At 62.1% G+C, this 17,730-nt stretch carries 15 protein-coding genes; 5 read left to right on the plus strand and 10 right to left on the minus strand.

The genetic code is table 11. The features are described from left to right. From creB to creD, 3 genes are read left to right on the plus strand one after another with little or no spacing between them, the layout of a single operon-like run. Positions 1 to 669: a two-component system response regulator CreB gene (gene creB / locus ACU688_RS19205; protein WP_448185961.1), complete on the plus strand. Its 669-nt coding sequence runs from the start codon at positions 1 to 3 to the stop codon at positions 667 to 669. Further along, positions 669 to 2,108: a two-component system sensor histidine kinase CreC gene (creC, locus tag ACU688_RS19210; protein ID WP_448185962.1), complete on the plus strand. Its 1,440-nt coding sequence runs from the start codon at positions 669 to 671 to the stop codon at positions 2,106 to 2,108. Before creB ends, creC begins: the two co-directional genes overlap by 1 nt. Before the next feature lie 51 nt (positions 2,109 to 2,159). After that, a complete protein-coding gene (gene creD, locus ACU688_RS19215) occupies positions 2,160 to 3,533 on the plus strand; it encodes a cell envelope integrity protein CreD (protein ID WP_448185963.1) in 1,374 nt (457 codons plus the stop codon). A 189-nt stretch (positions 3,534 to 3,722) separates the two neighbouring features. Here the strand turns inward: creD and ACU688_RS19220 are convergent, their stop codons facing one another. The 8 genes from ACU688_RS19220 to ACU688_RS19255 all read right to left on the minus strand — a co-directional run bounded on the left by ACU688_RS19220 (position 3,723) and on the right by ACU688_RS19255 (position 12,723). Continuing rightward, a complete protein-coding gene (locus ACU688_RS19220; RefSeq protein WP_448185964.1) occupies positions 3,723 to 4,352 on the minus strand; it encodes a glutathione S-transferase N-terminal domain-containing protein in 630 nt (209 codons plus the stop codon). Between the two features lie 135 nt (positions 4,353 to 4,487). Then, positions 4,488 to 4,670, minus strand: a complete 183-nt coding sequence (locus tag ACU688_RS19225) for a hypothetical protein (protein WP_448185965.1) — start codon at positions 4,668 to 4,670, stop codon at positions 4,488 to 4,490. Next, positions 4,667 to 5,761, minus strand: a complete 1,095-nt coding sequence (locus ACU688_RS19230) for a PepSY-associated TM helix domain-containing protein (RefSeq protein WP_448185966.1) — start codon at positions 5,759 to 5,761, stop codon at positions 4,667 to 4,669. The genes ACU688_RS19225 and ACU688_RS19230 overlap by 4 nt, the downstream gene beginning before the upstream one ends. A gap of 63 nt (positions 5,762 to 5,824) precedes the next feature. Next, positions 5,825 to 8,263: a TonB-dependent siderophore receptor gene (locus tag ACU688_RS19235; protein ID WP_448185967.1), complete on the minus strand. Its 2,439-nt coding sequence runs from the start codon at positions 8,261 to 8,263 to the stop codon at positions 5,825 to 5,827. A 205-nt stretch (positions 8,264 to 8,468) separates the two neighbouring features. Next, a complete protein-coding gene (locus tag ACU688_RS19240; RefSeq protein ID WP_448185968.1) occupies positions 8,469 to 9,437 on the minus strand; it encodes a FecR domain-containing protein in 969 nt (322 codons plus the stop codon). Then, positions 9,434 to 9,952: an RNA polymerase sigma factor gene (locus ACU688_RS19245; RefSeq protein WP_016977831.1), complete on the minus strand. Its 519-nt coding sequence runs from the start codon at positions 9,950 to 9,952 to the stop codon at positions 9,434 to 9,436. The genes ACU688_RS19240 and ACU688_RS19245 overlap by 4 nt, the downstream gene beginning before the upstream one ends. A gap of 144 nt (positions 9,953 to 10,096) precedes the next feature. After that, complete coding sequence (locus tag ACU688_RS19250) at positions 10,097 to 10,804, minus strand: 3'-5' exonuclease (RefSeq protein ID WP_448185969.1); 708 nt, start codon at positions 10,802 to 10,804, stop codon at positions 10,097 to 10,099. Further along, positions 10,801 to 12,723, minus strand: a complete 1,923-nt coding sequence (locus ACU688_RS19255) for a putative nucleotidyltransferase substrate binding domain-containing protein (protein WP_448185970.1) — start codon at positions 12,721 to 12,723, stop codon at positions 10,801 to 10,803. The genes ACU688_RS19250 and ACU688_RS19255 overlap by 4 nt, the downstream gene beginning before the upstream one ends. Positions 12,724 to 12,969: 246 nt before the next feature. Between ACU688_RS19255 and ACU688_RS19260 the strand changes: the two genes are divergently transcribed. After that, on the plus strand, positions 12,970 to 13,416 hold the full coding sequence (locus tag ACU688_RS19260; RefSeq protein WP_448185971.1) for a response regulator: 447 nt from the start codon (positions 12,970 to 12,972) through the stop codon (positions 13,414 to 13,416). A gap of 178 nt (positions 13,417 to 13,594) precedes the next feature. On the opposite strand, the gene ACU688_RS19265 is transcribed toward ACU688_RS19260, so the two are convergent. Then, a complete protein-coding gene (locus ACU688_RS19265) occupies positions 13,595 to 15,772 on the minus strand; it encodes a malate synthase G (RefSeq protein ID WP_448185972.1) in 2,178 nt (725 codons plus the stop codon). Between the two features lie 266 nt (positions 15,773 to 16,038). Here ACU688_RS19265 and ACU688_RS19270 point away from each other — a divergent pair, with 266 nt between their 5' ends. After that, the gene (locus tag ACU688_RS19270) at positions 16,039 to 16,551 is read left to right on the plus strand and encodes a glycine cleavage system transcriptional repressor (RefSeq protein WP_448185973.1); all 513 of its coding nucleotides are present in this window, start codon (positions 16,039 to 16,041) and stop codon (positions 16,549 to 16,551) included. Positions 16,552 to 16,774: 223 nt separating this feature from the next. Here ACU688_RS19270 and rarD read toward each other — a convergent pair whose 3' ends face one another. Continuing rightward, entirely contained in the window at positions 16,775 to 17,659 is an 885-nt protein-coding gene (gene rarD / locus ACU688_RS19275; RefSeq protein ID WP_207045147.1) for an EamA family transporter RarD, read from the minus strand. Positions 17,660 to 17,730: the final 71 nt, after the last annotated feature.

Genomic DNA, 17,730 nt, shown 5'->3' on the forward strand with positions numbered 1-17,730 from the left:
ATGCCTCACATCCTGATTGTCGAAGACGAAGCGGCGATAGCCGACACGCTGATATTCGCCCTGCAAGGCGAGGGCTTCACCACCACCTGGCTGAGCCTTGGCCAGGAGGCGCTGGCCCATCAGCGCCAGGCGCCGGCCGACCTGATCATCCTCGACATCGGCCTGCCCGACATCACCGGCTTTGAAACCTGCAAGCAACTGCGCCGTTTCAGTGAAGTGCCGGTGATGTTCCTCAGTGCCCGCGACGGTGAGATTGACCGCGTGGTGGGCCTGGAAATCGGCGCCGACGATTATGTGGTCAAGCCGTTCAGCCCACGGGAAGTGGCGGCGCGGGTCAAGGCGATTCTCAAGCGCGTCGGCCCCGGTGTGGCGCCGGCGGTGTTCCAGGTCGACCTGGAGCGCATGCAGATCAACTATCGCGGCCAGCCGCTGAGCCTGACCCGCCACGAATTCCGCCTGCTGCAAAGCCTGCTGGAACAACCCGAGCGGGTGTTCAGCCGCGAGCAATTGCTGGACGCGGTCGGCGTGGCGGCGGATGCCGGCTATGAGCGCAATATCGACAGCCATATCAAAAGCCTGCGCAGCAAATTACGCAGCGTGGCGGCGGACGCCGAGCCGATCCAGACCCATCGCGGCCTCGGCTACAGCTACAGCCCGAGCCACAGCTGATGCGCCTGGGGCTGCGGATCTTCCTCGTGTATGCGCTGTTTATCGGCCTGACCGGCTATTTCGTGCTGAGCACGGTGATGAAGGAGATCCGCCCCGGCGTGCGCCAGTCCACCGAAGAAACCCTGGTGGACACCGCCAACCTGCTCGCCGAGATCCTGCGCGATGACGTGAAGAACGGCACCCTCGGCCAAAGCCACTGGCCTGAATGGCTCAAGGCCTACGGCAATCGCCAGCCGAGGGCGACTATCTGGGGCCTGCCGAAAAACCAGGTCAACCATCGCATCTACGTGACCGACGCCAAGGGCATCGTGCTGCTCGATTCCACGGGCGAGGCGGTGGGCCAGGACTATTCCAAGTGGAACGACGTGTACCTGACCCTGCGCGGCGAGTACGGTGCGCGTTCCACCCGCAGCGCAGAGGACGACGCCACCTCGTCGGTGATGCATGTGGGCGCACCGATCCGCGACAACGGCGAGATCATCGGCGTGGTCACCGTGGCCAAGCCCAACAGCTCGTTGCAGCCCTATGTGGACCGCACCGAGCGGCGCCTGCTGTGGTATGGCGCCGGGCTGGTGGTGCTGGGCCTGTTGCTGGGGGCGTTGTTGTCGTGGTGGCTGACGGTCGCGTTGCGCCGCCTCACGGCGTATGCCGAGGCCGTCAGCGAAGGCCGCCGTGCCGAGTTGCCGCATTACCGTGGCGGCGAATTGAAGCAGCTGTCCAGCGCCGTGGAGCACATGCGCACGCAGTTGGAAGGCAAGGCCTACGTCGAGCATTACGTGCACACCCTGACCCACGAATTGAAAAGCCCGCTGGCAGCGATTCGCGGCGCGGCGGAGCTGTTGCAGGGCGATATGAGCCGTGAACAGCAGCAGCGGTTTGTCGGTAATATCGACAGCGAAAGCGCGCGTTTGCAGCAGTTGATCGAACGCCTGTTGAACCTGGCGCAGGTGGAGCAGCGTCAGGGCCTGGAGGAGCAGGCGAGCATCCCGCTGGCGGCGATGGTCGAGGACATGCTCACGGCGCAATGTGCGCGGATCGAACGCGCCGGCTTGCAGGTGCAACAGGCGATTGCTGCCGATGTGAAGGTCTACGGCGAACCGTTCCTGTTGCGCCAGGCCCTGGGCAATCTGCTGGACAACGCCTTGGACTTCACGCCTGCGGGCGGCACCTTGAAGTTCAGTGCGCACGCGCAGCACAACGACGTGCACATCAGCGTGTTCAACCAGGCGGCGCCGATTCCCGACTACGCCCTGCCACGCCTGAGCGAGCGTTTCTACTCGCTGCCACGTCCGGCCAGCGGGCGTAAAAGCACCGGCCTGGGCCTGAATTTTGTCGAAGAAGTGATGAAGCTGCACGGCGGCACCTTGCAGATCGGCAACGTACCCGGCGGCGTGCAAGTGGTGCTGCATCTCCACACAGTCTCCACATTGCCCACATAAACCCCCCACACAGGCTGCCCAGACTCGCCCCATCAAAACAGGGAGAGTCCCATGAACCGCAGTCTGCTTTTCAAACTGGGCGCGATTGCGCTGCTGATGCTGGTATTGCTGATTCCATTGCTGATGATCAACGGCATCATCGGCGATCGCCAATACACTCGTGATGCAGTGCTGGAAGATATTGCCCGCAGTTCCAGCTACAGCCAGCGCCTCACCGGCCCGGTGATGGTGGTGCCTTATCGCAAGACCGTGCGCGAGTGGAAGCTCAATGAAAAGCTCAACAAACGCTACGAAGTCACCCGTGAAGAACGTGGTCGTCTGTATTTCCTGCCGGACCGTTTTGAACTCGACGGCAAAGTGCAGACCGAACTGCGCGCACGGGGCATTTACCAGGCGCGGCTGTTCCATGCCGACAACCGCATCAGTGGGCGCTTCGAGTTGCCCACGCAATGGGGTATCACCGAAGACTTTGCCGATTACCGCTTTGAGCCGGCGTTTCTGGCGGTGGGTATCAGCGATATTCGCGGCATCGAAAACGCGCTGAAACTGGAGCTGGGCAGCCAGCAACTGGACTTCGAACCCGGCTCCCAAGTGGACTGGCTGGGGCAGGGCGTGCACGTGGCGTTGCCGGTACAGGACAGCAAAAAGCCCTACGTCGTGGACTTCGCCTTCGATCTGCGCCTGCAAGGCACCGAGCAGTTGCAAGTGGTGCCGGTGGGCAAGATCAGCCAGGTCTCGCTCGCTTCCAACTGGCCGCACCCGAGCTTTATCGGCAACTTCCTGCCGGCCCAGCGGGACGTGACCGACGCAGGCTTTACCGCCAACTGGCAGACCACCTTCTTTTCCACCAACCTCGAACAGGCGCTGCAAAGCTGCCTGGACGGCCAGGGCTGCAAGGATTTCACCAACCGCAGCTTCGGCGTGAACTTCATCGACCCGGTGGACCAGTACCTCAAGAGCGACCGGGCGATCAAATACGCGCTGCTGTTTATCGGCCTGACCTTTGCCGGCTTCTTCCTGTTCGAAGTGCTGAAGAGCCTGGCGGTGCACCCGGTCCAGTACGCGTTGGTGGGCTTTGCGCTGGCGTTTTTCTACCTGCTGTTGTTGTCGTTGTCCGAGCACATCGGCTTTGCCCTGGCCTATCTCATCTCCGCCAGCGCCTGTGTGTTGCTGATTGGTTTCTACGTCTGCCATGTGCTGCGCAGCATCAGCCACGGGCTGGGCTTTTCGGCGGGGTTGGCGGCGTTGTATGGCTTGCTGTACGGGCTGTTGAGCGCCGAGGATTACGCGCTGCTGATGGGCTCGCTGCTGCTGTTTGGCCTGCTGGGCACGGTGATGGTGCTGACACGCAAACTGGACTGGTATGGCGTGGGCAAGCGCAAGGCGGTGGAGCCGTTGCAGTTTGATCTGGAGGGGGTGCAATGATTGGGTTAAGGGAAGATCAGCAAATGAAGGCGCGGATGATCGACTACCTCAACCACGCCGCTGGACTATGTGGGAGCTGGCTTGTCGGGTCGCCGCATCGCTGCGATAGCGGTGGGCCAGGAAAACAAGTGCAAACTGACACACCGCTATCGCAGGCAAGCCAGCTCCCACACTGGTCAGCGGTGGGTTTCAGAGCGGTGGCTGGGTCTGCTGCATCGAAGGGCGCTGGCTGACCTCGGCGTACCAGGCGGCAAGCCTCGGGTTATCAAGGCGCCATTGCAGGTCCGGGTGGCGGAAATCCAGGTAACCCAAGGCACACGCCACACTGATCGCGGCAATATCAAAGTGGCTGGCCAACTCCGCAATCGCGTCCGCTTCCAACTCGGCGACACTGCGGCGGATCTTGTTGCGCTGTTCGTCCAGCCACTGGTCCCAATGCTTCTCCACCGGGCGCATGGCGGTCTCGTAGCGCACCAGCACGGCGGCATCCATGATGCCGTCGGCCATCGACGCCAGGGTCAGGCGGCGCCAGCGCGCCGAGCCGTCGCGGGGGATCAGCGGGTTGCCGACGTGTTGGTGGTCGAGGTAATCGAGGATCACCCGGCTGTCGTGCAGCACCGAACCGTCGGCCAGGCGCAGGGCCGGGATCTTGCCCACCGGGTTGCCTTGCAGCACGTGCTGGTCGGGCTGGATCGGCGTCGGCAGGGTGGCTTGCAGGGCCACGCGGTCCTGCTGGCCGGTTTCGAGCAGCAGCACGCGGACTTTGCGCACGAAGGGGGAGGCGGGGTTGTGGAACAGAGTCATGGTGGACATGGGCATTCCTCAAGATGGGCAGGGGCTAGCCTAGAGGCATTGGTGGTGTTTTTGAAGGCCTCATCGCGGGCAAGCCCGCTCCCACATTTCGAATTGTGAACACCCTCCAATGTGGGAGCTGGCTTGCCTGCGATGAGGCCCTTAGCCCCGCCGCCTAAACAACCCCCAGACACCAATCACAGCCGGCACCCCCAATCCCACCCAACTCAACGAATCCCACCACCCATCCCCCAGCAACGCCGCAAACAACCCCGCCGCACTGAGCACGCCAATCCCCAAGGGAATGCCAAACACCTTCCAGAAACTCGACTGTCTTGGCTTCATGTCTTACGCCTGACGATCCACAGATAAACCCCACTGCCCAATACGATGATGGTCAGCACATCCAGCACCGCCCACAAGATCTTCATCGGCATGCCGCCATAGTCGCCAAAGTGCAGGGGCTGGGACATGCCCATGGCGTCCATGTACCACGGCCGTTCGGCGATGGCCGTGACGGCCAGGGTGCTGGCGTCGATGAGTACCGGCGTGAGCAGGTGCGAGGTCAGGTGGGTGCTGCCTTTCATGAACACCGCATAGTGATGCTCACTGGAAAACCGCGTGCCGGGGAAGGCGATAAAGTCCGGCTGCATGCCGGGCGCGGCCTTGGCGGCGATGGTCAGCAATTCGCTGGCCGGTGCGCGTTGGCTCAGCGGTGGCGCGTGTTTGTACGGCTCGATCATGGCGCTGAGGCTGTCCTGGCGCCAGGCGGCGATGATCAGGTCGGCGCAGGCACTGATCACGCCGGTGACGCCCACCACCAATGCCCAGGTCAGGGTGACCACGCCGAGCAGGTTGTGCAGGTCGAGCCAGCGCAGGCGCGTGGATTTGTCCTGGCGCACGGTGGCGAACTTCAGGCGCCGCATGAACGGCAGGTACAACACCGTGCCCGAGATAATCGCCACCACAAACAGAATGCCCATGAACGCCAGCAGCAACTTGCCTGGGAGCCCGGCGAACATATCCACATGCAGGCGCAGCAGGAACAGGGTAAAGCCGCCATTCGCCGACGGCATCTCCACCGCGTCACCGGTACGCGCATCCAGCATGAACGTGTGGGACGAGTTGGGCTCGGTACCGGCGGTGGCGGCCATGATCGCAATCACGCCGTTCGCGTCGTCCTCGTCCCACGCCAGGTACTGCATGGCTTCGCCGGGGCGATGGGCCTCGGCCTTGGCCACCAACTGCTCCAGGTTGAGCTGCGGCGTGTCGGCGGGCATTTGCGCCAGCTGCGGCTCGTTGCCCAGCAGGTGATCTATCTCGTGGTGAAACACCAGCGGCAGGCCGGTGAGGGCAAGCAGCAGCAGGAACACCGTGCAGATCAGGCTGGTCCAGGTGTGGATGAAGGACCAGCGGCGGATGGTTTTGCTTTTCATCACGGCTCCAAGGCAAAAAGGGCCGCAGTTCAGGCGGCCCTTCGTCAGCGGCTGTTCACCGTCTTAGAATTTGTAATTAACGCTGGCGACTACGTTGCGTTGGTCGCCGTAATAGCAGTAGTAACCATCGCAGGTGGACAGGTAGTCCTTGTTGAAGATGTTCTTGGCGTCGACCGCGACCGTCACGCCTTTGAGGGTGTTGTTCACACGGCCCAGGTCGTAGTGCACCGACGCGTCGTACACGGTGTAGGAGCCGACATGGCCCAAATCGGTGTTGGTGGCGTTGCCGTAGGTGTCGCCGACGTAACGCACGCCCGCACCGACGCCGAAACCGTCCAGCAGGCCGCTGCGCCATGTGTAGTCGGCCCAGCCAGTGGCTTGGTTGCGTGGCAGTTGGTTCATGCGATTGCCTTTCTCGGCGGCAGCACCTTCGATGATTTCACTGTCGTTGTAGGTGTACGAACCCACCAGCTTGAGGCTTTCGGTGACGTCGGCACTGGCTTCCAGTTCAAGGCCGCGAACGCGCACTTCACCGATCTGGCGGGTGATGCTGCCTTCAGTCACGGTGGAGTTCTGCTGGGTCAGGTCAAACACCGCAGCAGCAAACAGTGCCATGGTGCCCGGTGGTTGGTATTTGACACCGGCTTCGTATTGCTTGCCTTCGGTTGGCTTGAACGTTCCGGTGCTCGCCACTTGGGTACCGGTACCCGCCTGGAACGATTCTGCGTAGGACAGATACGGGGTGATGCCGTTGTCGAACACGTAGCTCAGCGCCGCGTTGCCGCTGAAATGCTTGTCACGCTGGGTGTTGGTGGCGTCATTCAGGTTGTGGAACGTAGTGCCGGTATGCACCCAGTCCTCGCGCCCACCGAGGGTCAGGCGCCAGTTGTCGAGTGCCATTTGGTCCTGGACGTAAAGGCCGGTCTGCTGGGTCTTTTGGGTGTAGTCGTACATGGTGAAGTACTGGACTTTGGAGAAGTCTTGCCCATACACCGGGCGGTTGAAGTTGATGGTCGGTACACCGGCCGAACCCCATAGCCAGCGCGCATCGCTGTCGGAGCGCTGATGATCCAGGCCCAGCAGCAACGTGTGGCTTACTGCGCCGGTCTGGAAGTCGGCCTGGAAGTTGTTATCCACGGCGAACTGACCGATGTTTTCATCGACCTTGCCGGCAGAACGGGTGACGTTGCCAGCGTCGTCGACTGCGAGTTCCGGGCCGTTTGGATAGAACGCGCCGCCCGCCGTGATGCCTTGGAACGACAGATCATTCTTGGTGTAGCGCAGGTTCTGGCGGAACTGCCACGTGTCGTTCAGACGCGTTTCGAAGGCGTAGCCCAGCGCGTAGTAGGTGCGGTCATAGAATTCCCAATCCGGATCACCGAGGTTCTTGTGATGGGAAATCTTGCCGGCGGGCGAACTCAGCTTGGTGCCTTGCAAGGGCAGGAACTGCCCGGTGATCCCTGTATCGTCGCGGGTGAACTGGGTGAGCAACGTCAGCTTGGTATCGTCGTTGATATTCCAAGTCAGGCTGGGGGCAACGTTGTAGCGTTTGTCCGGGATGTGATCCACGGCGGTATTGCTGTCGCGCACGACGCCGCTGATGCGGTAGAGGAACTGGCCCTCGTCATCGATCTTGCCGGTGCTGTCGAAGTTGATCTGCTTGTGGTTGTTGCTGCCGGCCTGCACTTCGATTTCATTCGAACGTTCGGCTTGCGGCCGACGGCTGACCATATCCAGCAAGCCGCCCGGAGGGGTTTGCCCGTAGACCGACGACGCCGGGCCACGCAGGACGGCAATGCGTTCCAGGTCCCAGGTGTCGATTTTTGGGGTTGCGTAGTTACCTTTCGGCAATGGCAGACCATCGAGGAATTGCGTCGGCACGAAGCCGCGCACCAGCAACCAGTCACTGCGCGAGTCGGAACCGTAGCCGCTGCTCTGTACGCCAGCGGTGTAGCGCAGGGCGTCGTTGAGGTTGAGTACCGAGCGGTCTTCCATTTGTTTGCGGGTAATGACCGAGACGGAGCGCGGCAGTTCGGCAATCGGTGTGTCGGTCTTGGTGCCGGCAGCGGTGCGCGTTGCGACATAGCCGTCCGCTGGGCCCCATGCGCTTTCATAGCTGCCTTGACCGGTGATATTGGTCTCAGGCAACGCCACCACACCCTCCGGAATCGCCACCAGCGTGTACGTCCCCGCACTGCTCTGCTCCAACTGCAAGCCCGTGCCACGCAGCGCCTCACGCAGTGCGCCCTGTGCATCGAACTGGCCTTTGACCGGAGCCGAGGTTTTACCCGCAGCGAGCGCCGGGTTGAGGGTCAACGCCAGGCCAGCCTGGCTGGCGATCTGGTTCAAGGTGCTCGCCAGGGGAGCCGCCGGCAAGTTGTAGGCGCGCACGCTGGAGGCCTGTTCGGCGGCGATCAGCGGGGTGCTGGCCAGCGGGGCGCTGAGGGCGATGGCCACGGCTAACAGGCTGGGGCGCAACAGGGTGTCTAGCGTGCGGGACATGGGGCGGCTCCTGAATGGAAATATTTCTCAATTGCCTAGGTGCCGAACGAGAATCGAAAAGTGATAGGGCTGGGTGCAAATATTTTTTTGGGGTGTTCTTGAGGGCCTCATCGCAGGCAAGCCAGCTCCCACATTTGATTTGTGAACACAGTTAAGTGTGGGAGCTGGCTTGCCTGCGATAGCAATCGCCCAGGCACCACAGAACCTAAGGCTTGGCGCCGACAGTCACCCACCACGGCGTGTGCTGCTCGATCTGCACCGGCAACGTCGGCAGCAGCGCATTCAACGCCAGGGTGGTGTCATGCAGCGGGAAGCTGCCGGTAATACGCAGGTCCGCCACATGCTTATCCACACCCAAATGCCCGGTGCGGTAGCGCGCCAGTTCCGCCACCACATCGCCCAGGCGCGCGTTGTCCACCACCAGCATGCCGCGCGTCCACGCATCGGTAGCGGGGGTGACGGCCAGCGTAGGGCCCAGGCCGTCGCTGCGCATCAGCACCTGCTGGCCTTCCTTGAAAATCTGTTCCTGCGGCAACGCTTCGGGCTGGGCGCCGACGGCCGATTGCAGCACGCTCAAGCGCGTGGCGTCTTCTTCGCGCTTGACGATAAACCGCGTGCCCAGTGCGCGCAGGCTGCCGTCGCGGGTCTGCACATAAAACGGCCGCGCATCGTTGTGGCCGGTCTCGACGAGGATTTCGCCTTCCTGCAACACGATCAGCCGGCGCTTGTCATCGAAGCGCACGTCGATGGCGCTGTGGGTGTTGAGGTTGATCAGGGTGCCGTCCGCCAGTTTCAGCGTGCGCTGCTCGCCGGTGGCGGTGCGCTGGTCGGCCAGCCAATAGTGGATCGGCACATAACGCTCCCCGGCAAACAGGGCCAGGCCAATCACCACGACGATGCTCGCCAGGCCACTGCCGAGCTTGCGCACCCGCTGGCGAATGCCCTCGCGGGACTGCAACAACGCCGCCCGTGCCGGGCCCGAGGCTGCGCTGAAACGCTGGTCGAGCATGCCCAGTTGGCGCCAGGCGCGGGCGTGTTCTTCATTGCTGGCCAGCCATTTGTCGAATTCTTCGCGCTCAACCGGGCTGCCATCGCCCGAATCCAGGGACAGCTGCCAGGCAATCGCCGCATCCAGCACACGGGCCGACACCGGTTTGGAACTGATCACGCTCACAGCGGCTCGCCATACAGGGCGATGTAGCACTGGCGAATGCCCTGGGCCAGGTACTGGCGCACACGCGGCACGGATACGCCGAGGCGCTGAGCGATTTCGGCGTGGCCCATCCCGTCGAGGCGGTTATAGAGGAAGGCGGCGCGGGCCTTGCTCGACAGCTTGCCGAGCAGGCGGTCGATGGCCTTGAGGTCTTCGAGGATCAGTTGCTGCTCTTCCGGCGAGGGGTGTTCGCTTTCCGGGATCAGCATCAGTTCGGTGAGATAGGCCTGTTCAAGGGCGGCGCGACGGAAGTAGTCGAACAGCAGGCCTTTGGCGATGGCCACCAGGAACGCCCGGGGTTCGCGGGGTTCGCGCAGTTCGTCACGGCCCAGCAGGCGCATGAAGGTGTCCTGGCTCAGGTCTTCGGCGCGGCTCGGGCAGGCCACGTTGCGTCTTAGCCAGGCCAACAGCCAGCCACGATGGTCGCGATACAACGCGCCAACAAGCTCACTGTGTGGGTTCTGGATCGACGACAAGGCATCACCTGGCAAACAAAGTGTTTAAACTAACGAGAATTATTCGCGATTGTGTCAGAGGCGTCGGGTGGGCGCAATTGGCGTCTGTCGGGTGATCGTTCCCACGCTCTGCGTGGGAATGCCTCCCCAGGCGCTCCGCGTCCCCTAGAAAGAGGGCGCCTGTTTACGCCGTTTCCATTGGCTCAAACGCTCGTGCAGCGCTTGCGGCGTGTCGATGTGGTGCTGCCGCGCGCGGCTGAACAGGATCAGCATCAGCTCGGCCGTGGCCAGGGCGTCGGCGCTGGCGTGATGACGTTCGCCCACGTGCAGGTTGAAGTGATTGATCCAGTCATCCAGCCCGGCTTCGCGGATATGCGCCTCGGGGCACAGCAGCGGGGCGATATCAGCCACGTCCAGGAACGGGTGGGACAGGCGATAACCCAGGCTGTCCTTGAGCGCCCGGCACAACATGTGTTGATCGAAGGGGGCATGGAAGGCGAGCAGCGGGCTGTCGCCAACAAACGCCATGAAGTCCAACAGCGCTTCCACCGGATCGCTGCCGGCGGCAATCGCGCTGGGGCCGAGGCCGTGGATCAGCACGCTGGGGCTGAGTTTGCTCTCGGCGCGTTGCAAGGTGCGCTCGAACATCTGCGAGAAATCCACCGCGCCGTCTTCGATCACCACCGCGCCGATGGACAGCACCTGGTCGCGGTTGAGGTTCAGGCCGCTGGTTTCCAGGTCCAGGACCACCCAGCGCTGGCTGCGCAAGGTGCCGGTTCCCAGTGCGGCAGGCGTGGGCAACTGCGCCAGGCGTTGCTGTTGCGGGGTGTCGAGCCGTGGTTTTTTCGCACGCAACCAACTGAACAGACTCACAGCTGATACCGCAACGTCAGGCTGCTTTGCAGGCGTTGGGCCTGGCGCAGGGATTCGCGCAGGATGCGCCGGTCGAGGTGGTTGAGGCTGTCGGGATCGACGCGGTTGGAGTAGGGCTGGTTTTCCCGGGTCTGCAACTGATGCTGCTGCATGCGGGTTTGCTGGATAAAGTGATACGCCTCTTCATAGGCGGCGCCGTCCAGCGGCTCGATGACTTCCTTGACCACCAACTGGCGCAGGCGCTCCAGGGTGTTGTTGGCGTGAATGCCATTGGCCAGCGCGAGCAGGCGCGCACCGTCGACAAAGGGCGTGAGGCCCTGCACCTTGAGGTCCAGCGTGGCCTTTTCGCTGCCTTTGCGCGACAGCACAAACTCGCGGAAACGTCCTACGGGCGGGCGCTGGCGCAAGGCGTTCTCTGCGAGCATGCGCTGGAACAGCCGGTTATCCGCGACTTGATCAAGAATGCCCTGGCGCAGTTGCTCGCAGCCGCGCTCATCGCCCCACACCACGCGCAGGTCGAAATAGATGCTCGAACCCAGCAGATTCTCCGGCGTGGCCTCGCGGATAAACGCCGCAAAACGCCGCGCCCATTCGGCCCGCGACAGGCACAGCTCGGGGTTGCCGGCCATGATATTGCCTTTGCACAGGCTGAAGCCGCACAGCGCCAGGCTTTGGTTGATCTGCTGCGCCAAGGGCAACAGCAGGGCGCGGATAGACGCGGCTTCGGCGGCGTCCTTGGCATCAAACAGGATGCCGTTGTCCTGGTCGGTGTACAGCGTCTGCTCGCGGCGGCCTTCGCTGCCAAAACACAGCCAACTGAACGGCACGCCGGGGTCGCCTTTTTCGGCCAGGGTCAGCTCGATCACCCGGCACACGGTGTGATCGTTGAGCAGGGTAATGATGTGGGTGATCTGGGTGGACGATGCGCCATGGGCCAGCATGCGCTCGACCAACTGGCCGATCTCGCCGCGGATCGCCACCAGGTTGTCCACCCGGGGCGCGTTGCGGATGGTGCGGGCCAGGTGCACCAGGTCGACCCGTTGCAGGGAAAACAGGTCGCGTTCGGACACCACGCCACACAGGCGCTGGTCTTTCACCAGGCAGACGTGGGCGATGTGCCGTTCGGTCATGGCGATGGCCGCGTCGAAGGCGCTGTGGTCCGGGGTCAGGTAGAACGGCGCCTGGGTCATGTGGCGTGCGATGGCCTGGTTGAAATCACTGGTGCCGTCGGCCACCACCTGGCGCAGGTCGCGCAGGGTGAAAATCCCCAGGGGCGCCTTGTGCTCGTCAACGATCACGATGCTGCCGACCTGCTGTTCATGCATCAGCGTCACCGCCTCGCGCAGCGGTGTGGCCGGGCTGCACGTCACCGGATGGCGCATGGCCAATTCGCCCAAGCGGGTGTTCAGGGAGTATTGGGTGCCGAGGGTTTCCACAGCTTTTTGCTGGACTTGCTGGTTGACCTGATCCAGCAGGCTGCTCACGCCACGTAGGGCAAAGTCGCGAAACGGGCTGGAAAGGGCGAACAGCTTGATAAACGCCGGCTTGTTCAGCTGTAGGCAGAAGGTGTCTTCAGCGGCTTTATGCTCGGTGCGGGTGGCGCGCTCGCCGAGTAGCGCGGCGAGGGGGAAACATTCGCCGGTGGCGATTTCGAAGGTGGTCTCTGCCGAGTCCGGGCGTTCGCCGACCACACGGCCTTGCTTGACGATGTAAAAGTGTTCGACCGGCCCGCCCGACGGTTTGAGGATGCTCTCGCCGGGGCCGAAGAAGCGCAATTGGCACTGTTCCACCAGAAACGCCAAATGCGCGTTTTCCATCTGGTTGAACGGCGGGAAGCGTTGCAGGAACTGCAAGGTGCCGTGAATGTTCTGCAACACAGCAGTTTTCCCCGCCTGGGCGAAGGCATCAGCTTTACTCATAACAGTGACCGCAATTTTATTGTCGTTATCGTCCTGCATGGTCGGCTCCTGCGGGTCGGGTGCCCATTGGACGTAAGTCTAGGTCCCGGGAGTCGCTGTAAACCTAGGGAAAAACCTTACATGAAGATTGTGCAAAACCCGTAGAACGCCCACTAGGCAAACTTTCCGACGAAGTGCACATTGATCGCCCTTCCGCAGATGTCTGACGAGTGTGCTGGGAGATTGATGAGAACTGCTGAGAACCGTATGTCCGACCACGATATTTTGAGTGATGCCGAGCGCGAGGCGCTGAGCGCCGTGATGCTGGAGCCCGATTTACCGCCGCAACGGGTGTTGATCGTCGATGACGACAAGGACGCCCGTGAACTGCTGGCGGAAATCCTCGCGCTGGACGGTATTCGCTGCATGACGGCCGAGAGCGGCGAGGCGGCGTGGGCATTGTTGCAGTCCAGCGGCTCCATTGGCCTGCTCATCACCGACCTGCGCATGGCGCCCAGCAACGGTTTGGAGCTGATCCGCAAGGTGCGCGAGTCCACGCGGGCGGCGTTGCCGATCATCATCATGTCGGGGGATGCGGAAGCGCTGGATGTGATTGATGCGATGCATTTGAGCGTGGTGGACTTTTTGCTCAAGCCGATTGATAGCGTGAAGTTGGCGAAGATGGTCAAGCGGGAGTTGGGGATGGCGGCCTGATTTTTTGTGGTTGCCGGGCGGGCCCCATCGCAGGCAAGCCAGCTCCCACATTTGACCGCGTGTATCCTGTCGGAACTCGATCAAAATGTGGGAGCTGGCTTGCCTGCGATGAGGCCGCCACAGTCACCCCAACACCCCAAAGAAAAAGCCCCGGTCTCTCGACCAGGGCTTTTTTCATTTACAGGCCGTTTTTAGCCTTGAACTCCCGACGCCGACGGTGCAACACCGGCTCGGTATAGCCATTCGGCTGCTTGGTCCCTTCAATCACCAACTCCACTGCTGCCTGGAACGCGATGTTGCTGTCGAAGTCCGGTGCCAGTGGGCGGTACAACTTATCCCCAGCGTTCTGACGGTCCACCACCGGCGCCATGCGCTTGAGGCTTTCCAGCACCTGGGCTTCGTTGACGATGCCGTGGCGCAGCCAGTTGGCGATGTGCTGGCTGGAGATACGCAGGGTGGCGCGGTCTTCCATCAGGCCGACATCGTTGATGTCCGGCACTTTCGAGCAGCCGACACCCTGGTCGATCCAGCGCACCACATAACCGAGGATGCCCTGGGCGTTGTTGTCCAGCTCGTTACGGATTTCTTCGTCGGACCAATCGGTATTGGTCGCCAGAGGAATGGTCAGGATGTCGTCCACCGACGCACGTTCGCGCGTGGCCAGTTCGGCCTGGCGGGCGAAGACGTCGACCTTGTGGTAGTGCAGCGCGTGCAGCGCAGCGGCGGTCGGCGACGGTACCCACGCGGTGTTGGCGCCGGCCAGCGGGTGGGCGATTTTCTGTTCGAGCATCGCCGCCATCAGGTCGGGCATTGCCCACATGCCTTTACCGATCTGCGCACGGCCTTGCAGGCCAGTGCTCAGGCCGATATCGACGTTCCAGTTTTCGTAGGCGCCGATCCATTTCTCTGCCTTCATTGCCGCCTTGCGCACCATCGCGCCGGCTTCCATGGAGGTGTGGATTTCATCACCGGTGCGGTCGAGGAAGCCGGTGTTGATAAACACCACGCGCTCGCTGGCGGCCTTGATGCAGGCCTTGAGGTTGACCGTGGTACGGCGCTCCTCGTCCATGATCCCGACTTTCAGGGTGTTGCGCGGCAGGTTCAGCACGTCTTCGATGCGGCCGAACAGCTCGTTGGTGAACGCGGCTTCTTCCGGGCCGTGCATCTTCGGTTTGACGATGTACACGGAACCGGTGCGGCTGTTCTTGCGGCTGCTTTTACCGTTGAGGCTGTGGATCGCGGCCAGGCTGGTGACCAGGCCGTCGAGCATGCCTTCCGGCACTTCGTTGCCGTCTTTGTCGAGGATCGCGTCGATGGTCATCAGGTGACCGACGTTGCGCACGAACAGCAGGGAGCGGCCGTGCAAGGTCACGTCCTGGCCATTCACGCCGGTATAAACGCGGTCGGCGTTCATGGTGCGGGTGAAGGTCTTGCCGCCCTTGGCCACTTCTTCGGCCAGGTCGCCTTTCATCAGGCCGAGCCAGTTGCGGTAGATCACCACTTTGTCATCGGCATCGACGGCGGCGACGGAGTCTTCGCAGTCCATGATGGTGGTCAGCGCGGCTTCCATCAGCACGTCTTTGACGCCGGCGGCGTCGGTCTGGCCGACCGGGGTGCTGGCGTCGATCTGGATTTCGAAGTGCAGGCCGTTGTGCTTCAGCAGCACGGCGGTCGGTTGTGCCGCGTCGCCGTGGAAGCCGATCAGTTGTGCGTCGTCGCGCAGGCCGCTGTTGCTGCCGCCCTTGAGGCTGACGATCAGCTTGCCGTCGACGATTTTGTAACCGGTCGAATCGACGTGGCTGCCAGCGCTGAGCGGTGCGGCTTCGTCAAGAAAGGCGCGGGCGAAGGCAATCACTTTGTCGCCACGCACTTTGTTGTAGCCCTGGCCCTTTTCGGCGCCGTCGGCTTCGCTGATGGCATCGGTGCCATACAGCGCGTCGTACAGCGAGCCCCAACGTGCGTTGGAGGCGTTGAGGGCGAAGCGCGCATTCATCACCGGCACCACCAGCTGCGGGCCGGCCATGCGGGCGATCTCGTCGTCGACGTTTTGGGTCGTGGCCTGGAAATCTGCGACTTCTGGCAGCAGGTATCCGATGTCTTGCAGGAAGGCCTTGTAGGCCACCGCATCGTGAGCCTGGCCGGCGTGGGTCTGGTGCCAGGTGTCGATGCGCGTTTGGAAATCGTCGCGTTTGGCGAGTAGGGCTTTGTTCTTCGGCGCCAGGTCATGGATGACCTTGTCGGCACCGGCCCAGAACTGGTCGGCAGTAATGCCGGTGCCGGGAATGGCTTCGTTGTTCACGAAGTCGAACAGGACTTTGGCGACCTGCAGGCCACCGACTTGAACGTGTTCAGTCATTGCTTGCCTCACTCTGCACAGCTTAAGCGCTTTTTAGATTTTCATTATGTAGTGCCAGGTTGCGCATACTACATGATGACTTGCGGTTGTGAAAATTAGACTAAATACGTCGTTTAGCGACCCACTTTGGTCGTACGGTCACAGCGGAGAACGGGATGTTCTCAAAAAACTATTGGATTGTTCCAGATAAATATAAAAATGGTACACGATTTGTTTTCGGCGGCTGCCGAGTCCACCTTGTAGATTGAATTCCAGAGGGCTTTGCCATGGACCATCTTGTACTCACAATTATCGCCGCCGACAAACCCGGCCTGGTTGAACGCATTGCGCAGAACATCGCCGCCCACGGCGGCAACTGGCTGGAAAGCCGCATGGCCCACATGGCCGGGCAATTTGCCGGGATCCTGCGGGTCAGTGTTCCCACAGAAAACCGTCAGGCATTGGTGGGTGCGCTGGAGGACTTATCCACACACGGCATTCGCGTGCTGGTGGGCGAGGGCAGCAGTGGGCAGGCTAGTGCGTCCAAATCCATCATGATGACGCTGGTGGGCAATGACCGTTCAGGCATCGTGCGCGAGATCACCGCGCTGCTGAGCAAGCTGGGCGTGAACCTGGAGAGCCTGAGTACCGATGTGCGCCCGGCGCCCATGAGCGGCGACCCGCTGTTTACCGCCGAGGCGCTGTTGCAGGTGCCGGCGGCGCTGTCCCTGGATACCTTACAGCTATCCCTGGAAACCCTGGCCGATGACTTGATGGTGGAACTGCACCACGAGGAATAATCTGCCCACAGGGTTATGCATGAAAATCTTGCATGGGCCTGTGGATAACCTGTAGAGACCCGGCGGCAGGCCACGCCGGCCGGGCGCCTTCGTTGTTTGAGCAAAAAACGAGCAATTTCAAGCGCTTGTGCACAAATGGCGGGGATCAGGTTGTGGATAACCTTGGGGTGGATGTCTGCAAGCCACGCCGGCTGTGGCTTGCAGAGTTTTGTACGTTATTTGATCAGCGTTTGCGCACGCTCAGCCACGCATCCACGCTGTAGACCACCAGGCCTGCCCAGATAAACGCGAAGGCAATCAGCGTGCTCGGTGCGAGGTGCTCGCCGAACAGCAGCACGGCTTCCAGCAGCACCAGGGTCGGCGCGACGTACTGCAAAAAGCCCAAGGCGGTGTAGGGCAAATGCCGTGCGGCGGCGTTGAAACACACCAGTGGGATCAGCGTGACCGGGCCTGCGGCCACCAGCCACCAGGCTTCGGACGTGCTCCAGAACTCAAGTTGTGCACTGTGGGCGGTCGGGTTGAACAACAACCACGCCACGGCAATCGGCACCAGCATCCAGGTTTCCACCACCAGCCCCGGCAGTGCCTTGACCGGCGCCTGCTTGCGGATCAAACCGTAGAACCCGAAGGTCAGCGCCAGCACCAGCGACACCCACGGCAAACTGCCCACCTGCCACACTTGCTGCGCCACACCCACTGCCGCCAGCGCGACCGCAGCCCACTGCAAGCGCCGCAGGCGTTCGCCGAGGATCAGCATGCCCAGCAGCACATTCACCAACGGGTTGATGTAGTAACCCAGGCTCGCTTCCAGCATGCGCCCGCTGTTCACCGACCACACGTAGGTCAGCCAGTTACCCGCAATCAACGAGCCGCTGAGGGCCAGGATCGCCAGGCGCTTGGGGTTGTCGCGCAGTTCGCGGAACCAGCCGGGATGTTTCCACACCATCAGCAGCAAACCGCCGAACAGCGCCGACCACAACACGCGGTGCACGATGATTTCGGCGGCCGGGACGCTGGCGATGGCTTTGAAGTAGAGAGGGAACAGACCCCAGATGACATAGGCGCTCAGGCCCAGGATGTAACCCTTGCGGGGGTTGGCGGCGTGCATTGCAGAATCCTTGCTTAGGCAGCTATCAAAGCGCGATTGTAAGGATATTTGTCAGGTAGCGGGTGGCGCTT

Source organism: Pseudomonas acericola (SeqCode), assembly GCF_053456465.1.